At 72.3% G+C, this 15,898-nt stretch carries 18 protein-coding genes and 1 pseudogene; 9 read left to right on the top strand and 10 right to left on the bottom strand.

Features of this window, described 5'->3' with window-relative positions; genetic code table 11:
- Positions 1-15 precede the first annotated feature (15 nt).
- Entirely contained in the window at positions 16-654 is a 639-nt protein-coding gene (locus ACICHK_RS31105) for a winged helix-turn-helix transcriptional regulator (RefSeq protein WP_406839471.1), read from the bottom strand.
- A gap of 85 nt (positions 655-739) precedes the next feature.
- Between ACICHK_RS31105 and ACICHK_RS31100 the strand changes: the two genes are divergently transcribed.
- The 4 genes from ACICHK_RS31100 to ACICHK_RS31085 all read left to right on the top strand — a co-directional run bounded on the left by ACICHK_RS31100 (position 740) and on the right by ACICHK_RS31085 (position 3,944).
- Positions 740-1,957: a pyridoxal phosphate-dependent aminotransferase gene (locus ACICHK_RS31100; RefSeq protein ID WP_406839470.1), complete on the top strand. Its 1,218-nt coding sequence runs from the start codon at positions 740-742 to the stop codon at positions 1,955-1,957.
- Between the two features lie 128 nt (positions 1,958-2,085).
- On the top strand, positions 2,086-2,736 hold the full coding sequence (locus ACICHK_RS31095; protein WP_406839469.1) for a histidine phosphatase family protein: 651 nt from the start codon (positions 2,086-2,088) through the stop codon (positions 2,734-2,736).
- Between the two features lie 53 nt (positions 2,737-2,789).
- Positions 2,790-3,425 (top strand): hypothetical protein, encoded by a 636-nt coding sequence (locus tag ACICHK_RS31090; protein ID WP_406839468.1) that lies wholly within the window; start codon positions 2,790-2,792, stop codon positions 3,423-3,425.
- 96 nt (positions 3,426-3,521) lie between these two features.
- Complete coding sequence (locus ACICHK_RS31085; RefSeq protein ID WP_406839467.1) at positions 3,522-3,944, top strand: acyl-CoA thioesterase; 423 nt, start codon at positions 3,522-3,524, stop codon at positions 3,942-3,944.
- A gap of 15 nt (positions 3,945-3,959) precedes the next feature.
- Here the strand turns inward: ACICHK_RS31085 and ACICHK_RS31080 are convergent, their stop codons facing one another.
- Entirely contained in the window at positions 3,960-4,598 is a 639-nt protein-coding gene (locus tag ACICHK_RS31080; protein ID WP_151474211.1) for a TMEM175 family protein, read from the bottom strand.
- A 233-nt stretch (positions 4,599-4,831) separates the two neighbouring features.
- Here ACICHK_RS31080 and ACICHK_RS31075 point away from each other — a divergent pair, with 233 nt between their 5' ends.
- The gene (locus ACICHK_RS31075; RefSeq protein WP_406839466.1) at positions 4,832-5,647 is read left to right on the top strand and encodes a chitosanase; all 816 of its coding nucleotides are present in this window, start codon (positions 4,832-4,834) and stop codon (positions 5,645-5,647) included.
- 127 nt (positions 5,648-5,774) lie between these two features.
- Here ACICHK_RS31075 and ACICHK_RS31070 read toward each other — a convergent pair whose 3' ends face one another.
- The 6 genes from ACICHK_RS31070 to ACICHK_RS31045 all read right to left on the bottom strand — a co-directional run bounded on the left by ACICHK_RS31070 (position 5,775) and on the right by ACICHK_RS31045 (position 9,947).
- Positions 5,775-7,151 carry an 8-oxoguanine deaminase gene (locus ACICHK_RS31070; RefSeq protein ID WP_406839465.1) on the bottom strand — a complete coding sequence of 459 codons (1,377 nt, stop codon included), beginning with the start codon at positions 7,149-7,151 and terminating at the stop codon, positions 5,775-5,777.
- Between the two features lie 92 nt (positions 7,152-7,243).
- Positions 7,244-8,191, bottom strand: a complete 948-nt coding sequence (pucL, locus tag ACICHK_RS31065; protein WP_406839464.1) for a factor-independent urate hydroxylase — start codon at positions 8,189-8,191, stop codon at positions 7,244-7,246.
- A gap of 5 nt (positions 8,192-8,196) precedes the next feature.
- On the bottom strand, positions 8,197-8,604 hold the full coding sequence (uraH, locus tag ACICHK_RS31060) for a hydroxyisourate hydrolase (RefSeq protein ID WP_151474207.1): 408 nt from the start codon (positions 8,602-8,604) through the stop codon (positions 8,197-8,199).
- Positions 8,605-8,654: 50 nt separating this feature from the next.
- Positions 8,655-9,185, bottom strand: a complete 531-nt coding sequence (gene uraD, locus ACICHK_RS31055) for a 2-oxo-4-hydroxy-4-carboxy-5-ureidoimidazoline decarboxylase (protein WP_406839463.1) — start codon at positions 9,183-9,185, stop codon at positions 8,655-8,657.
- 136 nt (positions 9,186-9,321) lie between these two features.
- On the bottom strand, positions 9,322-9,690 hold the full coding sequence (locus ACICHK_RS31050; RefSeq protein ID WP_406839462.1) for a helix-turn-helix domain-containing protein: 369 nt from the start codon (positions 9,688-9,690) through the stop codon (positions 9,322-9,324).
- On the bottom strand, positions 9,687-9,947 hold the full coding sequence (locus tag ACICHK_RS31045) for a hypothetical protein (protein ID WP_192582793.1): 261 nt from the start codon (positions 9,945-9,947) through the stop codon (positions 9,687-9,689). The genes ACICHK_RS31050 and ACICHK_RS31045 overlap by 4 nt, the downstream gene beginning before the upstream one ends.
- 163 nt (positions 9,948-10,110) lie before the next feature.
- Between ACICHK_RS31045 and ACICHK_RS31040 the strand changes: the two are divergent.
- From ACICHK_RS31040 to ACICHK_RS31025, 4 genes and pseudogenes are all read left to right on the top strand, one after another.
- A pseudogene (locus tag ACICHK_RS31040) lies at positions 10,111-10,938 on the top strand (TIM barrel protein); the annotation flags it as partial.
- A 77-nt stretch (positions 10,939-11,015) separates the two neighbouring features.
- Complete coding sequence (locus tag ACICHK_RS31035) at positions 11,016-11,909, top strand: 2-hydroxy-3-oxopropionate reductase (protein ID WP_406839461.1); 894 nt, start codon at positions 11,016-11,018, stop codon at positions 11,907-11,909.
- A gap of 67 nt (positions 11,910-11,976) precedes the next feature.
- Positions 11,977-12,216: a hypothetical protein gene (locus ACICHK_RS31030; protein ID WP_225860973.1), complete on the top strand. Its 240-nt coding sequence runs from the start codon at positions 11,977-11,979 to the stop codon at positions 12,214-12,216.
- Between the two features lie 193 nt (positions 12,217-12,409).
- Positions 12,410-12,997 carry a TIGR04222 domain-containing membrane protein gene (locus tag ACICHK_RS31025; protein ID WP_406839460.1) on the top strand — a complete coding sequence of 196 codons (588 nt, stop codon included), beginning with the start codon at positions 12,410-12,412 and terminating at the stop codon, positions 12,995-12,997.
- On the opposite strand, the gene ACICHK_RS31020 is transcribed toward ACICHK_RS31025, so the two are convergent.
- Positions 12,966-13,874 carry an alpha/beta fold hydrolase gene (locus tag ACICHK_RS31020; RefSeq protein WP_406839459.1) on the bottom strand — a complete coding sequence of 303 codons (909 nt, stop codon included), beginning with the start codon at positions 13,872-13,874 and terminating at the stop codon, positions 12,966-12,968. The genes ACICHK_RS31025 and ACICHK_RS31020 overlap by 32 nt on opposite strands.
- Positions 13,875-14,010: 136 nt before the next feature.
- The gene (gene gcl / locus ACICHK_RS31015; RefSeq protein ID WP_406839458.1) at positions 14,011-15,795 is read right to left on the bottom strand and encodes a glyoxylate carboligase; all 1,785 of its coding nucleotides are present in this window, start codon (positions 15,793-15,795) and stop codon (positions 14,011-14,013) included.
- Positions 15,796-15,898 lie beyond the last annotated feature (103 nt).

Here is a 15,898-nt window from a genome sequence, read left to right as displayed (position 1 = left end):
GTGGTGCGGGGCGCGTCACGCGCCGCGGAGCGCTTCGGCGAGCGGTCCGTCGCCCGTCACGTCCACGCCCCGCCCGCGCAGCGCGTCGAGCAGCGTCAACTCGCCCCGGTTCAGGGCCTCGCACGTCCGCGCGTCCGGGGCCAGCCGGGCGTCCGGCTCCCGCGGGGCGGGTCCGTCCCCGTAGAGCGGCCCGTCCCCGTCCCCCAGCCACACGTGGAACAGGCCTTCGTCCAGGCGGACTTCGACCAGCCCCTTCCCCGCCCCGGTGGCGTCGAGACCGCGCAGCAGCGGCAGCGCGAACCAGTGGGCCCGTACCGCGTCGGTGGGCCGCCGCTCGCCCAGCGCGGGCCCGCCCCACTCCCCGAGCGCCTGCAGGACGGGCAGCAACTCCCTTCCGCGATCGGTGAGTTCGTACACGTAGGCCGCGCCCGGAGGCGGCAGGCGGCGTCTCGTGGTCAGTCCGTCGCGTTCCATGTCCTTGAGCCGGGAGGCGAGGACGTCGGTGCTGACACCCGGCAGATCGGCGTGCAGGTCGGTGTAACGGCGCGGTCCGCCGAGCAGTTCGCGGACGATCAGGAGGGTCCACCGGTCTCCGACGGCGTCGAGGGCACGGGCGGCGGAACAGTACTGGTCGTAGCTTCGGCGCGGTGACATGTGACGCAGTCTAGCTATCTTGTTGGACTTTCCAAGCTCCCACTTGGTAAAACCAAGCAACACCACAACCGGAGGGGCGCAGCGCATGGAGTTCCGGCAGTCGAGCAAGCTCAGCGAGGTCTGTTACGAGATCCGCGGCCCGGTGATCGAGCACGCCGACGCACTGGAGGCGGCGGGCCACAGCGTGCTGCGCCTGAACACCGGCAACCCCGCCCTCTTCGGGTTCGAGGCGCCGGAGGAGATCCTCCAGGACATGATCCGGATGCTGCCCCGGGCGCACGGTTACACCGACTCGCGCGGCATCCTGTCCGCCCGCCGGGCCGTCGCCCAGCGCTACCAGGACCGGGGCCTGGACGTCGGCGTGGACGACGTCTTCCTCGGCAACGGCGTCTCGGAACTGATCTCCATGGCCGTCCAGGCCCTGATCGAGGACGGCGACGAAGTCCTGATCCCCGCCCCGGACTACCCGCTGTGGACCGCCGTCACCACCCTCGCCGGCGGCAAGGCGGTCCACTACCTCTGCGACGAACGGTCCGACTGGTACCCGGACCTGGACGACATGGCGGCGAAGATCACCGACCGGACCCGCGCGGTCGTCATCATCAACCCCAACAACCCCACGGGCGCGGTCTATCCGAAGGAGATCGTCGAGGGCATCCTCGATCTCGCCCGCCGGCACGGCCTGATGGTCCTCGCCGACGAGGTCTACGACCAGATCCTGTACGACGACGCCGTGCACCAGTCGGCCGCGGCCCTCGCCCCCGACCTGGTGGTCCTCACCTTCTGCGGGCTGTCCAAGACCTACCGCGTCGCCGGTTTCCGTTCCGGCTGGCTGGTCGTCACGGGCCCCAAGCAGCACGCGCGCAGCTATCTGGAGGGGCTGACGATGCTGGCCTCCATGCGACTGTGCGCCAACGCCCCGGCGCAGTACGCCATCCAGGCCGCGCTCGGCGGCCGCCAGTCGATCCACGAGCTGACCGCGCCCGGCGGCCGCCTTCGCGAGCAGCGCGACCTCGCCTGGGAGAAGCTCAACGAGATCCCCGGCATCTCGTGCGTCAAACCCAAGGGCGCGCTGTACGCGTTCCCGCGCATCGACCCGGCCGTGTATCCGATCCACGACGACGAGAGGTTCGTCCTCGACCTGCTGCTGCGCGAGAAGATCCAGGTCGTGCAGGGCACCGGCTTCAACTGGTCGCGGCCCGACCACTTCCGCATCCTCACCCTCCCGCACGCCGACGTCCTGGACGCGGCGATCAGCCGGATCGGACGGTTCCTGAGCGGGTACCGACAGGAGAAGGACTGAGGACCCGGTGGACCGGCCGAGGAGCCGGGCCCGGGTGGGCCGACCGGGGACCCGGTGCTGCGGCCGCGCCCACCCGGTGACACCGTACGAGGGACAGCGGACGGCACAGGGACGGAGAGGGCGCGACGATGGGTGATCTGCTCCTCGTACGGCACGGTGAGACCGAATGGTCGATGTCGGGGCGGCACACGGGGTCGACCGACGTCCCGCTGACCGACAACGGCCGCGAGCAGGCGCGGCGGCTGCGCCCGCTGATCGCCCGGCACCACATCGCGGCGGCGTTCGTCAGCCCGATGCGCCGGGCGCGCGAGACGGCCGAACTGGCCGGGATCGGCCACGCCCGCGTCGACGCGGACCTGCGCGAGTGGGACTACGGCGGGTACGAGGGGGTCACGACCGTGGAGATCCACCGGGAGCGGCCCGACTGGTTCCTGTTCACCGACGGCGTCGCCCCCGGGCCGCCCGAGCACCCGGGCGAGAGCCCGGACGAGGTCGGGGTGCGCGCCGAGCGGGTGCTGGCCAGGATCGACGCGGCGCTCGCCGAGTCGGAGGGCAGCGTGGTGGTCGTCTCGCACGGCCACTTCCTGCGGGTGCTGACCGCGCGGCGGCTCGGTCTGACCGCCCAGGCGGGCGCCGTCTTCCAGCTCGGCACCGGGACGATGAGCCGGCTGAGCACGGAGCACCGCCGGCATGTGGTGGCCGGCTGGAATGTCAGACCCGACGCGTACTGTTCCCACGAGCCCCCCTCCCCGGCGGGAGGAGGGCCGGAGGAACACTGAGCCGCGGCCGGGCCGGAGCGCCGCGGCGGCACGGGTGGTGGAGGGAGTTCTCCGTGACACGACCGCCGACCGCCGCGCAGCGGCGCATCGTCGACGCGGCCGACCCCGTGACCGGGCGGCTGAAGGGTACGGAGGCACAGCTCGCCGCCCTGGTGAGGCAGGGACTCGCCTTCCGCCATCCACGTCCCCCGCGCGACCACTTCCTGACACCGGCCGGGCACCGGCTGCGCGAGGATCCCGGGACCCCCGGGCCGGCCGAGGAGGCGGGGGCTCCGGCTCCGGAGGCGTCCGGGGTGTTCGCGGCGCGGGTCGGCGGCGAGGAGGGGGCCGAGGAGGGTCCCGCGCGGCGCAGGGAGGTGCACAGCGCCTGGCAGGGGCTCCTGGAGCTGCGCCGGATGACCCGTCCGGACGGCGCGACCGGTCTTCCGTGCGCCTGGGAGCGGACGCATCTGGTGCAGGCGGCCGCGCTCGCGCTGGAGGCGGCGGAGCACCGGCCCGCCCGGGCCGAGGGCGGCGGATACCGGGTACGGGCGACACCGCAGCCGGAGGCCGTCGCGGTGTACGAGCCGGACCCCGCGGCGCTGCGGGCCTGCGCGGCCACCCTGGAGAAGGCGGGCTGGCAGACCGGCGAACACACGCAGCCGCGCACGGGCGTCCGGTACGTCCTGGCCTCGCCCCGGCGGACGTGATTCCGCGCGCGCCGGGCGTCGCGGTCGTCCCGGCGCCCGCCGTCGAGAAGCCGGGAAACCGGGAAGCAGTCAGCAGTCGTCGTCGAAGGGAAAGTCGTGACAGAGCCGTTCTCCGTCCCCGTGACCGTTCGCGGGTACGAGACCGATGTGCTGGGCCATCTCAACCAGAGCGTCTACCTCCAGTACGCCGAGCACGCCCGCTGGTCGGTGCTCCGGGCGGCCGGGATCGGCCAGGCGGAGCTGGCGGCCCGCGGGGTGGGCCCGGTCGTGCTGGAGACGACCATCCGCTATCTGCGCGAACTGCGGGCCGGTGACGAGGTCGAGGTGACGTGCGCCTTCCTCTGGGGCGAGGGCAGGAGTTTCCGCATCGAGCAGACCGTCAGGAAGACCGACGGGACGGTGTCCGCCGAGATCACGGCGGTCGGCGGGCTGATGGACCTCACCGAGCGCCGCCTGGTGCCGGGGGCCCGGGACGCCTTCAAGTCGCTGGCCGCCGACCCGGGGCCGCTCGGCCTCTGACCCGGCCGGGCCTCCTCACGCCCCCTCTTCCGCCGCCTCGGCCGCGCCAGGTGCACGGACCGGCACCGGCACTTGGTTGAAGCCGTAGTAGACCGCCAGCATCCCGTGCGCGGCGAGGGTCAGCGGCGCCGAGACGAAGGAGAGGGCGACGGTCGCCGGATAGGCGAGGGAGCCCAGGGCGAAACGGACCCGGGTGCGCCGGGCGCCTTCCACGTCGACGCGGCTGTCGAAAAGGTGCCCGGTGCGGGTCAGGTGCCACCACACCGCCTGGAACGCGAGGGCCATGGCCACCATGACCAGGCTGTAGACGGCGGCGGCGGCGTGAGACGCCTTCTCCTCGCGCAGGTACTCCGCGACCATCGCCGTCGGCCAGGGAATGGCGGCCACCACCATGAGCAGGAGCAGGTTCAGGAACATCAGGGTGCGGTCGACCCGCGCGACGTAGCCGAACACCTGGTGGTGGTTGACCCACATGATGCCGATCACCAGGAAGCTGACGACGTAGGCGGCGTAGGAGGGCCACTGCTCCGCGAGCGCGTGCCACAGACCGCCGTCCTCACCGGCCTCGGGGACCTTGATCTCCAGGATCAGCAGAGTGATCGCGATGGCGAACACGCCGTCGCTGAAGGCCTCCACACGGCCCGATTCGTTCATGACCGACTCCCCCGTCGCGGCCGCGCCTTCGTCCCGGTTTCCGTACGCGCACGCCGTGCGGCCCATGTGTCCCATGTGCCCTGCGTGTGCTCAGACCGTAGCCCAGCGAGGTTCGGTCTCGGTGCGCGAAACGCCAACTCCCCCTGGTTCAGCGGGTGTACGTCGCACCCGAACTCTGGTAGGAAACTTTCCTAACAGTATGCGGCAACACCGCTCCCCCAACCGGAGGTACCGTGCACACCCCCCACATACGCACTTCGCGTCGCACCCTGCTCACCCTGATCGGAGCCTCACTGGTGGCAGGCCCCCTGATCGCCTCCCAGGCCGCGACCGCCTCGCCGGCCGGTCTGGACGACCCGGCGAAGAAGGAGATCGCCATGAAGCTGGTCTCCAGCGCGGAGAACTCCTCGCTGGACTGGAAGGCGCAGTACAAGTACATCGAGGACATCGGCGACGGGCGCGGCTACACCGCCGGGATCATCGGCTTCTGTTCGGGCACCCACGACATGCTCGAACTCGTCGAGCTGTACACGCGGCGCAAGCCCGGCAACGTCCTGGCCAAGTACCTGCCCGCGCTGCGCGAGGTCGACGGCAGCGACTCCCACGAGGGCCTGGACCCCGGCTTCCCGGCCGACTGGCGCCGCGCGGCCCAGGACACGGCGTTCCAGCAGGCCCAGAACGACGAGCGGGACCGCGTCTACTTCAACCCCGCCGTCCAGCAGGGCAAGGCCGACGGCATCGGCACCCTCGGCCAGTTCACGTACTACGACGCCATCGTGATGCACGGCAACGGTGACGACAGCACCAGTTTCGGCAGCATCCGGCGGCGCGCGCTCGCCAGGGCCAAGCCGCCGGCCCAGGGCGGCGACGAGGTGACGTACCTGAACGCCTTCCTCGACGCCCGGGTGTGGGCCATGAAGCAGGAGGAGGCCCACTCCGACACCAGCCGGGTCGACACCGCGCAGCGGGTCTTCGTGCGCAAGCGGAACCTGAACCTCGACACGCCGCTGGACTGGAAGGTCTACGGCGACAGCTACCACATCGGCTGAGACGCGCGGCGGAAGAACCCTCCGGGGCGCACGTCCGTGCGCGCCCCGGAGACGGCCGCCGCGGGGCCCGGCCGGGTCCACGGCCACCGGCCGGGGGCCGTCCCCATCGGCCGGAGTTCCGCGGCGGTCACGCCTTTTCGGCGATCCGGGCGAGGCGCCGCGCCTCGTCCCGGGTGGAACGGGCGACGGCGTCCTCGTCGACGTGCAGCAGGTGACCGTCCTCGACGACCGGGCGGCCGTTCACGAGCGAGAGGGTGACCGGGGCGGCGGCGCCGAGGACGAGCGCCGCCACCGGGTCGGCGATCGAGGCGTGCGCCACGGTGTCCAGCCGCCACAGCACGAGGTCGGCGAGCTTGCCGGCCTCCAGCGAGCCGATCTGGCTCGCCCGGCCCAGGACCCGGGCCCCTCCGTAGGTGCCGAGGCGCAGTGCCTGACGGGCGCTCAGGGCGGCCTCGCGGTGGGCGCCGAGCCGGTTGACGAGCAGGGCGTTGCGCAGTTCGGTGTGGAGCTCGCCGGACTCGTTGGAGGCGGTGCCGTCGACGCCGAGGCCGACCGGGACGCCGGCCGCGAGCATGTCGGGGACCCGGGCGATGCCCGCGGCCAGCCGGGCGTTGGAGGAAGGGCAGTGGGCGACCCCCGTCCCCGTCCGGGCGAAGGCGGCGATGTCGGAGTCGTTCATGTGGACGCAGTGCGCCATCCACACGTCCTCGCCGAGCCAGCCGGTCGACTCGAAGTAGTCGGTCGGGCCCATGCCGAACAGCTCCTTGCAGAACTGCTCCTCCTCCACGGTCTCCGAACCGTGCGTGTGCAGCCGCACTCCCTTGCGGCGGGCCAACTCGGCGCCCTGCCGCATGAGTTCGGTGGAGACGGAGAAGGGCGAGCAGGGCGCGACGGCGATCTGGACCATGCTGGCGAAGGAGGCGTCGTGGTGCTCGTCGACGGTCGCCTCGGTCGCGGCCAGGGCCCCTTCGAGGGTCTCGACGGCGAAGTCCGGCGGCAGTCCGCCGTCGCTCTCGCCGCGGTCCATGGAGCCGCGGGCGAGGGTGAAGCGGACGCCGGTCTCACGGGCGGCCCGGATGACCGCTCCGGACAGGTCCCCCGATCCCTTCGGGAAGACGTAGTGGTGGTCCATGGCGGTGGTGACACCGCCGCGGGCCATCACGGCGAGGGAGCCCTGGGCGGCCGCGTAGACCATCGGCTCGTCGATGCGCGCCCAGGTCGGGTACAGCGCGACGAGCCAGTCGAAGAGGTTGTGGTCCGTGGCGAGGCCGCGGGTGATCCACTGGTAGAAGTGGTGATGGGTGTTCACCAGACCGGGTGTGGCCAGGTGTCCGGTGCCGTCGATGCGGCGGACCACGTTCTCCAGGCCGTCGGGGGCCTTTCCGTCGCCCACCGACTCGATCAGGTCGTCGGCGACGACGATGTGGCCCGAGGCGTACTCGGTGTCGCCCGCGTCCACGGTCGCGACGGCGCAGTTCTCGATGACGATGCGCTGGACTGCCACTGCGGTTCCTCGTTCTTCCGGGTCTGCGGACGGACCTGGCGGCCGAGCGGGGGGAACGACCGGGTCCGTCGTGGCGGTTCTGGGGGCTGGTTCTACAGGTTGGTGAGGTCCACCGGGATGCGCGGCTCGCGGCCGTCACGCAGGACGGTGGCCTCGATGAGCCCGTACGGACGGTCGGCGGCGAAGTAGACCTCGTTGTCGTTCTCCAGGCCGAACGGCTTCAGGTCGACCAGGAAGTGGTGCTTGTTCGGGAGCGAGAAGCGGACCTCGTCGATCTCGTCGCGGTGCTCGACGATCCGCGCGCCCATCTCGTACAGGGTCTGCTGGAGCGAGAGGGAGTAGGTGTCCGCGAAGGCCTGGAGCATGTGCTTCCTGGCCTGCTCGTAGGAGGTGTCCCAGTCGGGCATCGGCTGCTCGTCGCCGGTCCAGCCGAAGCGCCAGCGGGCGGAGACCTGGGTGGCGAGGATGCGGTCGTGGGCCTCCGGGAGCGTCGTGTACCTGTCCTTGACGTAGCCCCAGAACTCGGAGTCGGTCGTGTTCATCACCACGAGGTCCTTCAGGCCCGAGACGACCTCCCACGCGTCGCCGTCGTAGGTGATCTGGGTGACGCGGGTCTCCTGGCCCTTGCGGACGAAGGAATGCCGCGGCTCGTCCGCACCCGGGACCCGGGACCCGGCGTCCGGGACCTCGATGCGTTCCCAGGCGTACTCCTCGATGCGGACGCGCGCCCGCCGGATCGGCTCCTGGCTGGTCACGAAGTGCCGGGCGAGGTGGATGCCGAACCGCTCGGCGGACTCGACGCCGTGTTCCTTGGCGAAGGCGTACACCGTGTTCTTGGTGGTGTCGGTCGGCAGGACGTTGGCGTTGGAGCCGGAGAGGTGGACCTCCTCCATGTCGCCGCTCAGCGCGACGGACACGTTCAGGTCCTTGATGTGGTGCGTGGCGCCGTCGCGGGTGATCCGGACGACGCGGGTCTCGGCCTTGCCGTACTGGTTCTGGCCCAGCAGCACCGGGCGGCCCTTGCGGGAAGGTTCGGTCATCTCTGCTAGCTCCCTCGGTAAACGGAGTAGCCGAACGGGTTGAGCAGCAGCGGTACGTGGTAGTGCTCGCCCGGCCTGACGGCGAAGGTGACGGTCACCTCGGGGAAGAACGTCCCGCCGTCCCGGTCCGCGGGGGCGTCCCGCCGCGCCTCGGCCCGCTGTGCCGTCGTCGCCGGATCCTGCTCGAAGTACGGCTCGACCTCGAAGTCGAGCCGTACGTGGGTCGTGCCCTCCGGTGGCTCCGGAAGGTCCTTGCAGCGGCCGTCCGCGTCGGTCGCGGAGCCGCCGAGCGCCCGCCAGTCGCCCTCGCGCCCCGCGCGGGCGGCGAGCCGGACGGCGACGCCGCGGGCGGGGCGGCCCGCGCTGGTGTCCAGGACATGGGTGGACACGGAGGCCGTGGTGTCGGTGCTCATGCCTCTTCCTCCTGTACGGGGCCGGCGGTCACGTCCTGCGCGCGGGGCCGTCAGCCGCCTTCCGCGCCGGACGGCTCGTCCCGCACGAGGCCGCCGAGCCTGATGCGATTGATCTTCCCCAGTTCCACGCGGACGATCTCGCGCTCCCGCTCGGCGGAGTTGCCGATCCGTTCCCTGACCGCGTCACGCATCTGCTCGCCGGTCCGGCCGGTGGCGCAGACGAGGAAGACATGGCCGAACTTCTCCTGGTAGGCCAGGTTCAGCGCGAGCATCTCCTCCCTGAGCTCCGCGGAGGCACCGGCCATCCCGCGCTGTTCGCGCGAGGAGGTCGGGTCTCCGGGCCTCGGCCGTCCGATGGGCGGGTGCCCCGCCATCGCCTCCGTCAGGTCGGCGGTGGCGAGGCCGGCCGTGGCGGCGTCGCTCTCGGCGTACAGGGCGTCGGCGTCGGCGTACGGGCGGGCGGCGAGCAGCCGTTCGGCCCAGGCGCGGGAGGCGCACACCTCGTGGAGGACGGCGCGGGCCGCGCCCTCCTCCAGGGCGTTGAAGCGGGCGAGGCCACCGGATGCCGTGCTCGACGTCATGAGGAGCCTCCGTGGCCTTGTGCTGGACGGGCTGCGCACAGCTAACGCCCCGGGCGAGGGCGGCGTCAACACTTTGTTGAAAACTTCGGGTTACGAGAGGTCGCGGCCACCGCCACCCCGCGGTCCCGGAAGCCGGTCAGGCACCCTTCTCGCGGTTCAGGTAGTTGTAGATGGTGAACCGGCTGACGCCGAGCGCGCTCGCCACCGTCTCCACGCCGTGCCGCACGGAGAAGGCCCCGCGGGCTTCCAGTATGCGCACAATCTCCTGTTTGGCCTTGCGGTCGAGTTCCGCGAGCGGCCTGCCGCTCGTGCGCTCCAGGGCGGCGAGGATGCGGTCGAGCGAGTCGGCGAGCCGGGGCAGGCGCACGGCGACGACGTCCGCGCCCTCCCAGGCCAGGACGACGTCATCGGCCCCGGCCTGCTCGGGCGGCAGCATCTCGCCGCCCAGGGCGTCGACCAGCGGTTTGACCGCCGCGACGAAGGGGTCGTCCGCGATTCCGGTCAACTGTCGCCCTCCCCGGCCCCGCCCACGACGTTCAGCTGGAGCGAGACCCGGGTGGCCCCCGCCTCCAGGACCTTGCGCAGAAGCGTGTCGACGGCGGTGAGCACGGCCTCCGCACCGCCTTCCACGGTGTTGCCGAACGGGCCGACGTCCACGGCGTCCAGCTCGGCCGCCCCGATGACCTCACGGGCGACCAGCGCGTGCCGGGGCGCCTCGTCGAGATCGAAGGGCTCGGTCGTGAACTCCACTCTCAATCGCACGGGGTCAACCTACTGCGCGCCGCGGCCGCCCCGGCAAGCCCCCTACGGGCCGAGCGGGCCCCGGCCTTCCGCCGCCACTCCCCTTGACAGCCCTCGCACCCCGACGGCAATCTTCCATTGAGCAGAAACTAACTTCCATTATACGGAAGAGAGTGCTGACCCCATGGGATTCGCGGACCAGCGCTTCAACGTCAATCTGTCGATCCTCTTCACGGAACTCCCGCTCCTGGAACGGCCGGCGGCGGCCGCCGCGGCGGGCTTCACCGCGGTCGAGCTGTGGTGGCCCTGGCCCGGCTCCCCCACGCCCGAGCCGTCCGAACTCGACGCCCTGAAGGCGGCGATCGAGGCCGCGGACGTCCGGCTGGCCGCCCTGAACCTCTACGCCGGACGGCTGCCAGGCCCGGACCGGGGCGCCCTGTCCCTGCCCGGGGAGGAGTCCGCGAGGTTCCGGGCCAACATCGACGTGGCCGTCGGCTTCGCCGGGTCGCTGGGCTGCACGGCGCTCAACGCCCTGTACGGCAACCGCGTCGACGGCGTGGACCCGGACGAGCAGGACGCGCTCGCACTGGAGAACCTGGTCCTCGCGGCGCGAGCCGCGGACCGGATCGGCGCGGTCCTCCTCGTCGAGACCCTCAACGAGCGGGAGTCGCCGGACTATCCGCTGGTGAGCGCCGCGGCCGGTGCCGCCGCCGTCGACAAGGTCAACGCGGCGACCGGCCTCGGCAACACCAGGTTCCTCATGGACCTCTACCACCTCGCCGTGAACGGCGAGGACCTGCCTGGGGTGATCGCCGCCCACGCCGGCCGGACCGGTCATGTGCAGATCGCGGACAGCCCCGGCCGGGGCGCGCCGGGCACCGGCACGCTCCCCCTGGAGGAACTCCTCGACCGGCTCACCGAGGCCGGTTACGAAGGCCGGGTCGGCCTGGAGTACAAGCCGGGCGACCGGCCGAGCGCACAGACCTTCGACTGGCTGCCCGCCGCGGCCCGGGGGCGTCCGTTGAGCGGCGCCCCGGCGGAGCGGCGGGGATCCCGACGACGTGACGGAGATTCCGGAGAGGCATCCTCATGAGCGACAACCTCCCCAAGGTGGCATGGATCGGCCTCGGCATCATGGGCTCGCCCATGTCGGAGAACCTGATCAAGGCCGGTTACGACGTCACCGGCCACACGCTGGAGCGGGACAAACTGGAGCGCCTGGCCGCCGCGGGCGGCACCGCCGCCGCCTCGGTCGCCGAGGCCGTGCGGGACGCCGACGTGGTGATCACGATGGTGCCCGCCTCCCCGCAGGTCGAGGCCGTCGCGTACGGCCCCGACGGCATCCTGGAGAACGTGCGGCCCGGCGCGCTGCTGATCGACATGTCCTCGATCACCCCGGGGACCTCGGTGGACCTCGCGCGGGCCGGTGCCGAGAAGGGGGTGCGGGTGCTGGACGCCCCCGTGTCCGGCGGCGAGGCCGGAGCGGTCGAGGCCGTGCTGTCGATCATGGTCGGCGGCGAACAGGCCGATTTCGACGAGGCGGGGCCCGTCTTCGCGGCGCTCGGCAGGACCGTCGTCCTGTGCGGTCCGCACGGCTCGGGCCAGACCGTGAAGGCGGCCAATCAGCTGATCGTCGCCGTGAACATCCAGGCGTGCGCCGAGGCCGTGGTCTTCCTGGAGCGTTCCGGGGTGGATCTGAGGGCCGCGCTCGACGTCCTCGGCGGCGGCCTCGCGGGCTCCACCGTGCTGGCCCGCAAGAAGGACAACTTCCTGAACCGCGACTTCGAGCCGGGCTTCCGCGTCGACCTGCACCACAAGGACATGGGCATCGTGACGGACGCCGCCCGCGCCGTGGGCGCCGTGCTGCCCGTGGGTGCCGTGGTCGCCCAGCTCGTGGCCGGCCTGCGCGCCCAGGGCGACGGCGGCCTGGACCACTCCGCGCTGCTGCGCGCGGTCGAACGCCTCTCGGGCGTCCGGGCCTGAACCACGGCGGGCTCCGGGTGCGGATCCCGGCCGCGGCCAGCAGCCTTGGAGCATGGAGGCTGACGGCATGGAATTCCCCAGGATCGTGGTGCACACACCGGGGCTGGACGGGTCGCGGCGGGTCACCGAGGGCGACCGGGTGCTCGGTATCGCCTCCCACCTCGACGACGTGGTCGAGATCCTGCGCCAGGCGGACGTCGACCTCGACGCGATCGAGGTCGAGGAGAGCGACATCATCGAGTGGCAGGGCGGCGGTCCGGACGACTGGCCCGGCCTCTCCGAGCACCCGGAGCACACGGACGGGTGAGGGTGGCCGGGACGGGTTCCGGCCGTACGCAAGTGGGCGTAGGGCGCCTACGGAACCCTCAAATCAACCTCTGAACACCGCCCCGGGGGCTTCACCTCACGCCGGATGAGGCACATTCTCGGCACACGGGTCCCGCCGGCACGGGGGCGGCGGGTCCCGAACGGGGGGTACGGGGGTACACGGGGGTAGCACCATGAGCGGGAGCGCGGCGGTCGGGCTCGGGCCCCAGACCGTCGCGCTGCTGCGTGGCGGGCCCCGCGCGGCCGTGAAGGTCGCCGTGCTCGCCCTGCATCTGCGGGGCGCGGTGGCCGTGGGACGGCCGGGCACGGTGCGGGTCTCGGGCCCGGCCGTGGGAAGGTCCTCCGGGCCGGGGATCGCCCTGGAGAGGGCCGTGTACGGCTCCCTCTACAACCCCGCGGCAATACGGGAGTTGACGGAACGGCCGCGTGTGCGGCGCGCGCTGGCGGAGCTGCGGGGCGAGGCCGTCGCGGCCGGACTGCTGCGCCGCCTGCCCCCTCACCGGACCCGCGCCGCCCGGCACGCCCTCAGGGAGCTGCGCGCCTCGTTCCCCCCGCCCGCCGGACCCGAGGGCCTGTCCCCCGCCGACGTCCTGCTGGCGGTCGCCCTGCACGGCGACACCGCCCTGACCGTGCTGGTGCCGCGCTTCACCGGAGCGGCCGGGCTGACGGGCCGCGGCGGGCGGCAGGAGCGCGGACCGTCCTGGAGCGGTGGCGGGGAGGGCGGCGGTTTCACCGGCTGCGCGGGCGGCTGGGAGGCTTGAGGCCGCGTGCGGTGACCGCCCGCGGATCCTCCAGGAACGGCAGGACGTGCCGGAGGAAGAGCCCGGGCCGTTCGTTGTACGGCTCGTGGGCCGTGGGCAGCCGGACGCTCGGCGTCCCCGCGGGGAGGACGCGCCGGGCGCGCCGGCCGTCGAGGAACACGGGGACGACCGGATCGCGGCGCCCCCACAGGAGCAGGATCGGCAGATCGAGGGCGGCGGGGTCCACGAGGCCGAAGTCCGGGTCGGCGAGCCCGCGCCACAGCGCGCAGTGCACCGCCAGTCTCCGCTCGTCGTGCGGCAGTCCGCGCGCACGGGCGTACGTCTCCCGCACGCTCGGTGTGCCCAGCCGGCCCAGATAGGCGCGGGCCAGCGGGACGACGAGCCGACGGGCCCGGGCGGGGCGGCCCATCACCTCGCGGCAGAACCACCGGGTGAGCGCGGTGTGCCGGGTGAAGCCCGCCGGGCCGACCAGGACGAGCGCGGTGAGCGACGCGGCGCGGGGGCCCTCGGCGAGACGGCAGGCGACATAACCGCCGACGCTGTTGCCGAGCACGGCGACCTCCCGCACGCCCTGCTCCTCGGCGAGCGCGTCGATCACCCGCTCCGCGACCTCCACCAGGCCTTCGGGGGTGACCCGTCCGGGTTCCGGCGCGGTCGAGCCGCCGTACCCGGGCCAGTCCACGACGAAGGTGCGGTACCGGTCGGCGAGGGCGGGCAGCACGGCGTCGAAGTCGCGGCCGTCCCCGGGGTTGGCGTGCAGGAGCAGCAGCGCGGGGGCGCCGGACGGGACCGGGGCCTCCTCGGACCGGGCGCCGGGGAACGGGGGGAGACAGCGTACGGCGATGTCGCCGAGGGGGGTGGGGACGGTCATCCGCATGGGGCGAGCATGCCGGACCCGCCCGCTCCTGGGAACAACGCGCCCGCCCCGCCCGCCACTCGGGGCGGGCAGGGCGGCAGGGCAGGGCAGGACGGACCGACCGGGACGAGGGTGACCGGGACGAGGGCGGTCCGCTTCAGACCTTCAGCGTCCTGATCGCGGTGGGCGCGTGGCCCGGCTCGGTCGCGACCTCCTCGAACTCGACCACGTCTCCGATGTCGTTCGTCCTGCTCATGGCGATGTTGGTGACGCGCTCCAGGATCACCTCGACGACGACGGGCACCTGGAACTCGGCGGCGAGCTTCTTGGCGCGCTCGAAGGCACCGCCGAGTCCGCCCGGCTCGGTGACCCGGATCGCCTTGCAGCCGAGGCCCTCGACGACCTTGACGTGGTCGACGCCGTAGACACCGAGCTCCGGGGAGTTGATGTTCTCGAACTCCAGGTTGACCTGGAAGTCGATGCCCAGACCGAGCTGTGCCTGTCGGATCAGGCCCAAGTAGGCGTTGTTCACGAGGACATGGACGTACGGGATCCTGTGCTGGGCCCCGACGGCCAGTTCCTCGATCATGAACTGGAAGTCGTAGTCGCCGGAGAGGGCGACGACCTGCGCGCCGGGGTCGGCCCTGGCGACGCCGAGCGCGGCCGGGACGGTCCAGCCGAGCGGGCCCGCCTGGCCGCAGTTGATCCAGTGGCGCGGCCGGTAGACGTGCAGCAGCTGGGCGCCGGCGATCTGCGAGAGGCCGATGGTGGTGACGTACCGGGTCTCGGGGCCGAAGGCCTTGTTCATCTCCTCGTAGACGCGCTGCGGCTTGATCGGGACGTCGTCGAAGTGCGTCCGGCGCTGGAGGGTGGCCCGCCTCTCCTGCGCCGAGGCGGCCCACGCGGAGCGGTCGGGCAGTTCGCCCGCCGCCTTCAGCTCCCCCGCCACCTCGACGAAGAGCTCCAGGGCGGCCCCGGCGTCGGAGGCGATGCCGAGGTCCGGGGCGAAGATCCGGCCGAGCTGGGTGGGTTCGATGTCGACGTGCACGAAGGTACGGCCCGCCGTGTAGACGTCCAGTCTGCCGGTGTGGCGGTTGGCCCAGCGGTTGCCGATGCCGAGGACGAAGTCGGACTCCAGGAAGGTGGCGTTGCCGTAGCGGTGCGAGGTCTGCAGGCCCACCATGCCCGCGTTGAGCTCGTGGTCGTCGGGCAGCACGCCCCAGCCCATGAGCGTGGGGATCACCGGGGTGCCCGTCAACTCGGCGAACTCGACGAGGAGTTCGGCGGCGTCGGCGTTGACGACTCCGCCGCCGGCCACGATCAGCGGGCGCTCGGACGCGTTGAGCATCCCGACCGCCTTCTCGATCTGGGCGCGGGTCGCGGCGGGTTTGTACGCCCGGAGCGGTTCGTACGTCCCGGGGTCGAACTCGATCTCGGTGAGCTGGACGTCGACGGGCAGGTCGACGAGGACGGGCCCGGGACGCCCGGAACGCATGAGGTGGAAGGCCTGCTGGAGGACACCGGGGACCTGCGCCGCCTCCAGCACGGTGACGGCCGCCTTGGTCACCGGGCGCGCGATCGCGGCGATGTCGACGGCCTGGAAGTCCTCCTTGTGGATCACCGCGGTCGGCGCCTGGCCGGTGATGCACAGGATCGGGACGGAGTCGCCGCTCGCGGAGTAGAGACCGGTGATCATGTCGGTTCCGGCGGGGCCCGACGTGCCGACGCAGACACCGATGTTGCCCGGGTGCGTCCGGGTGTAGCCCTCCGCCATGTGCGAGGCGCCCTCGACGTGCCGGGCGAGGGTGTGGCCGATCCCGCCGGACGCCGCGAGGGCCGCGTAGAAGGGGTTGATCGCCGCGCCCGGAACGCCGAACGCGTGGGTCACGCCCTCACGCTTGAGGATCTCGACTACCGCGCGGGCAGCGGTCATACGAGCCATGGAGCACTCCTGCTCGGACTGTCGGACTCGGACTGTCGGACTCGCGCTCCCGTCGCGCCCCACGGGAAGCCGATTATTCCGCATCATGGAAATTAACTTCTAC

The sequence above is a fragment of the Streptomyces sp. AHU1 genome, from assembly GCF_045343905.1.
Classification (GTDB): Bacteria; Actinomycetota; Actinomycetes; order Streptomycetales; family Streptomycetaceae; genus Streptomyces; species Streptomyces triticiradicis.
The sequence above is the reverse complement of the archived record's forward strand: the minus strand, read 5'-3'. Positions and strand labels throughout refer to the sequence as shown.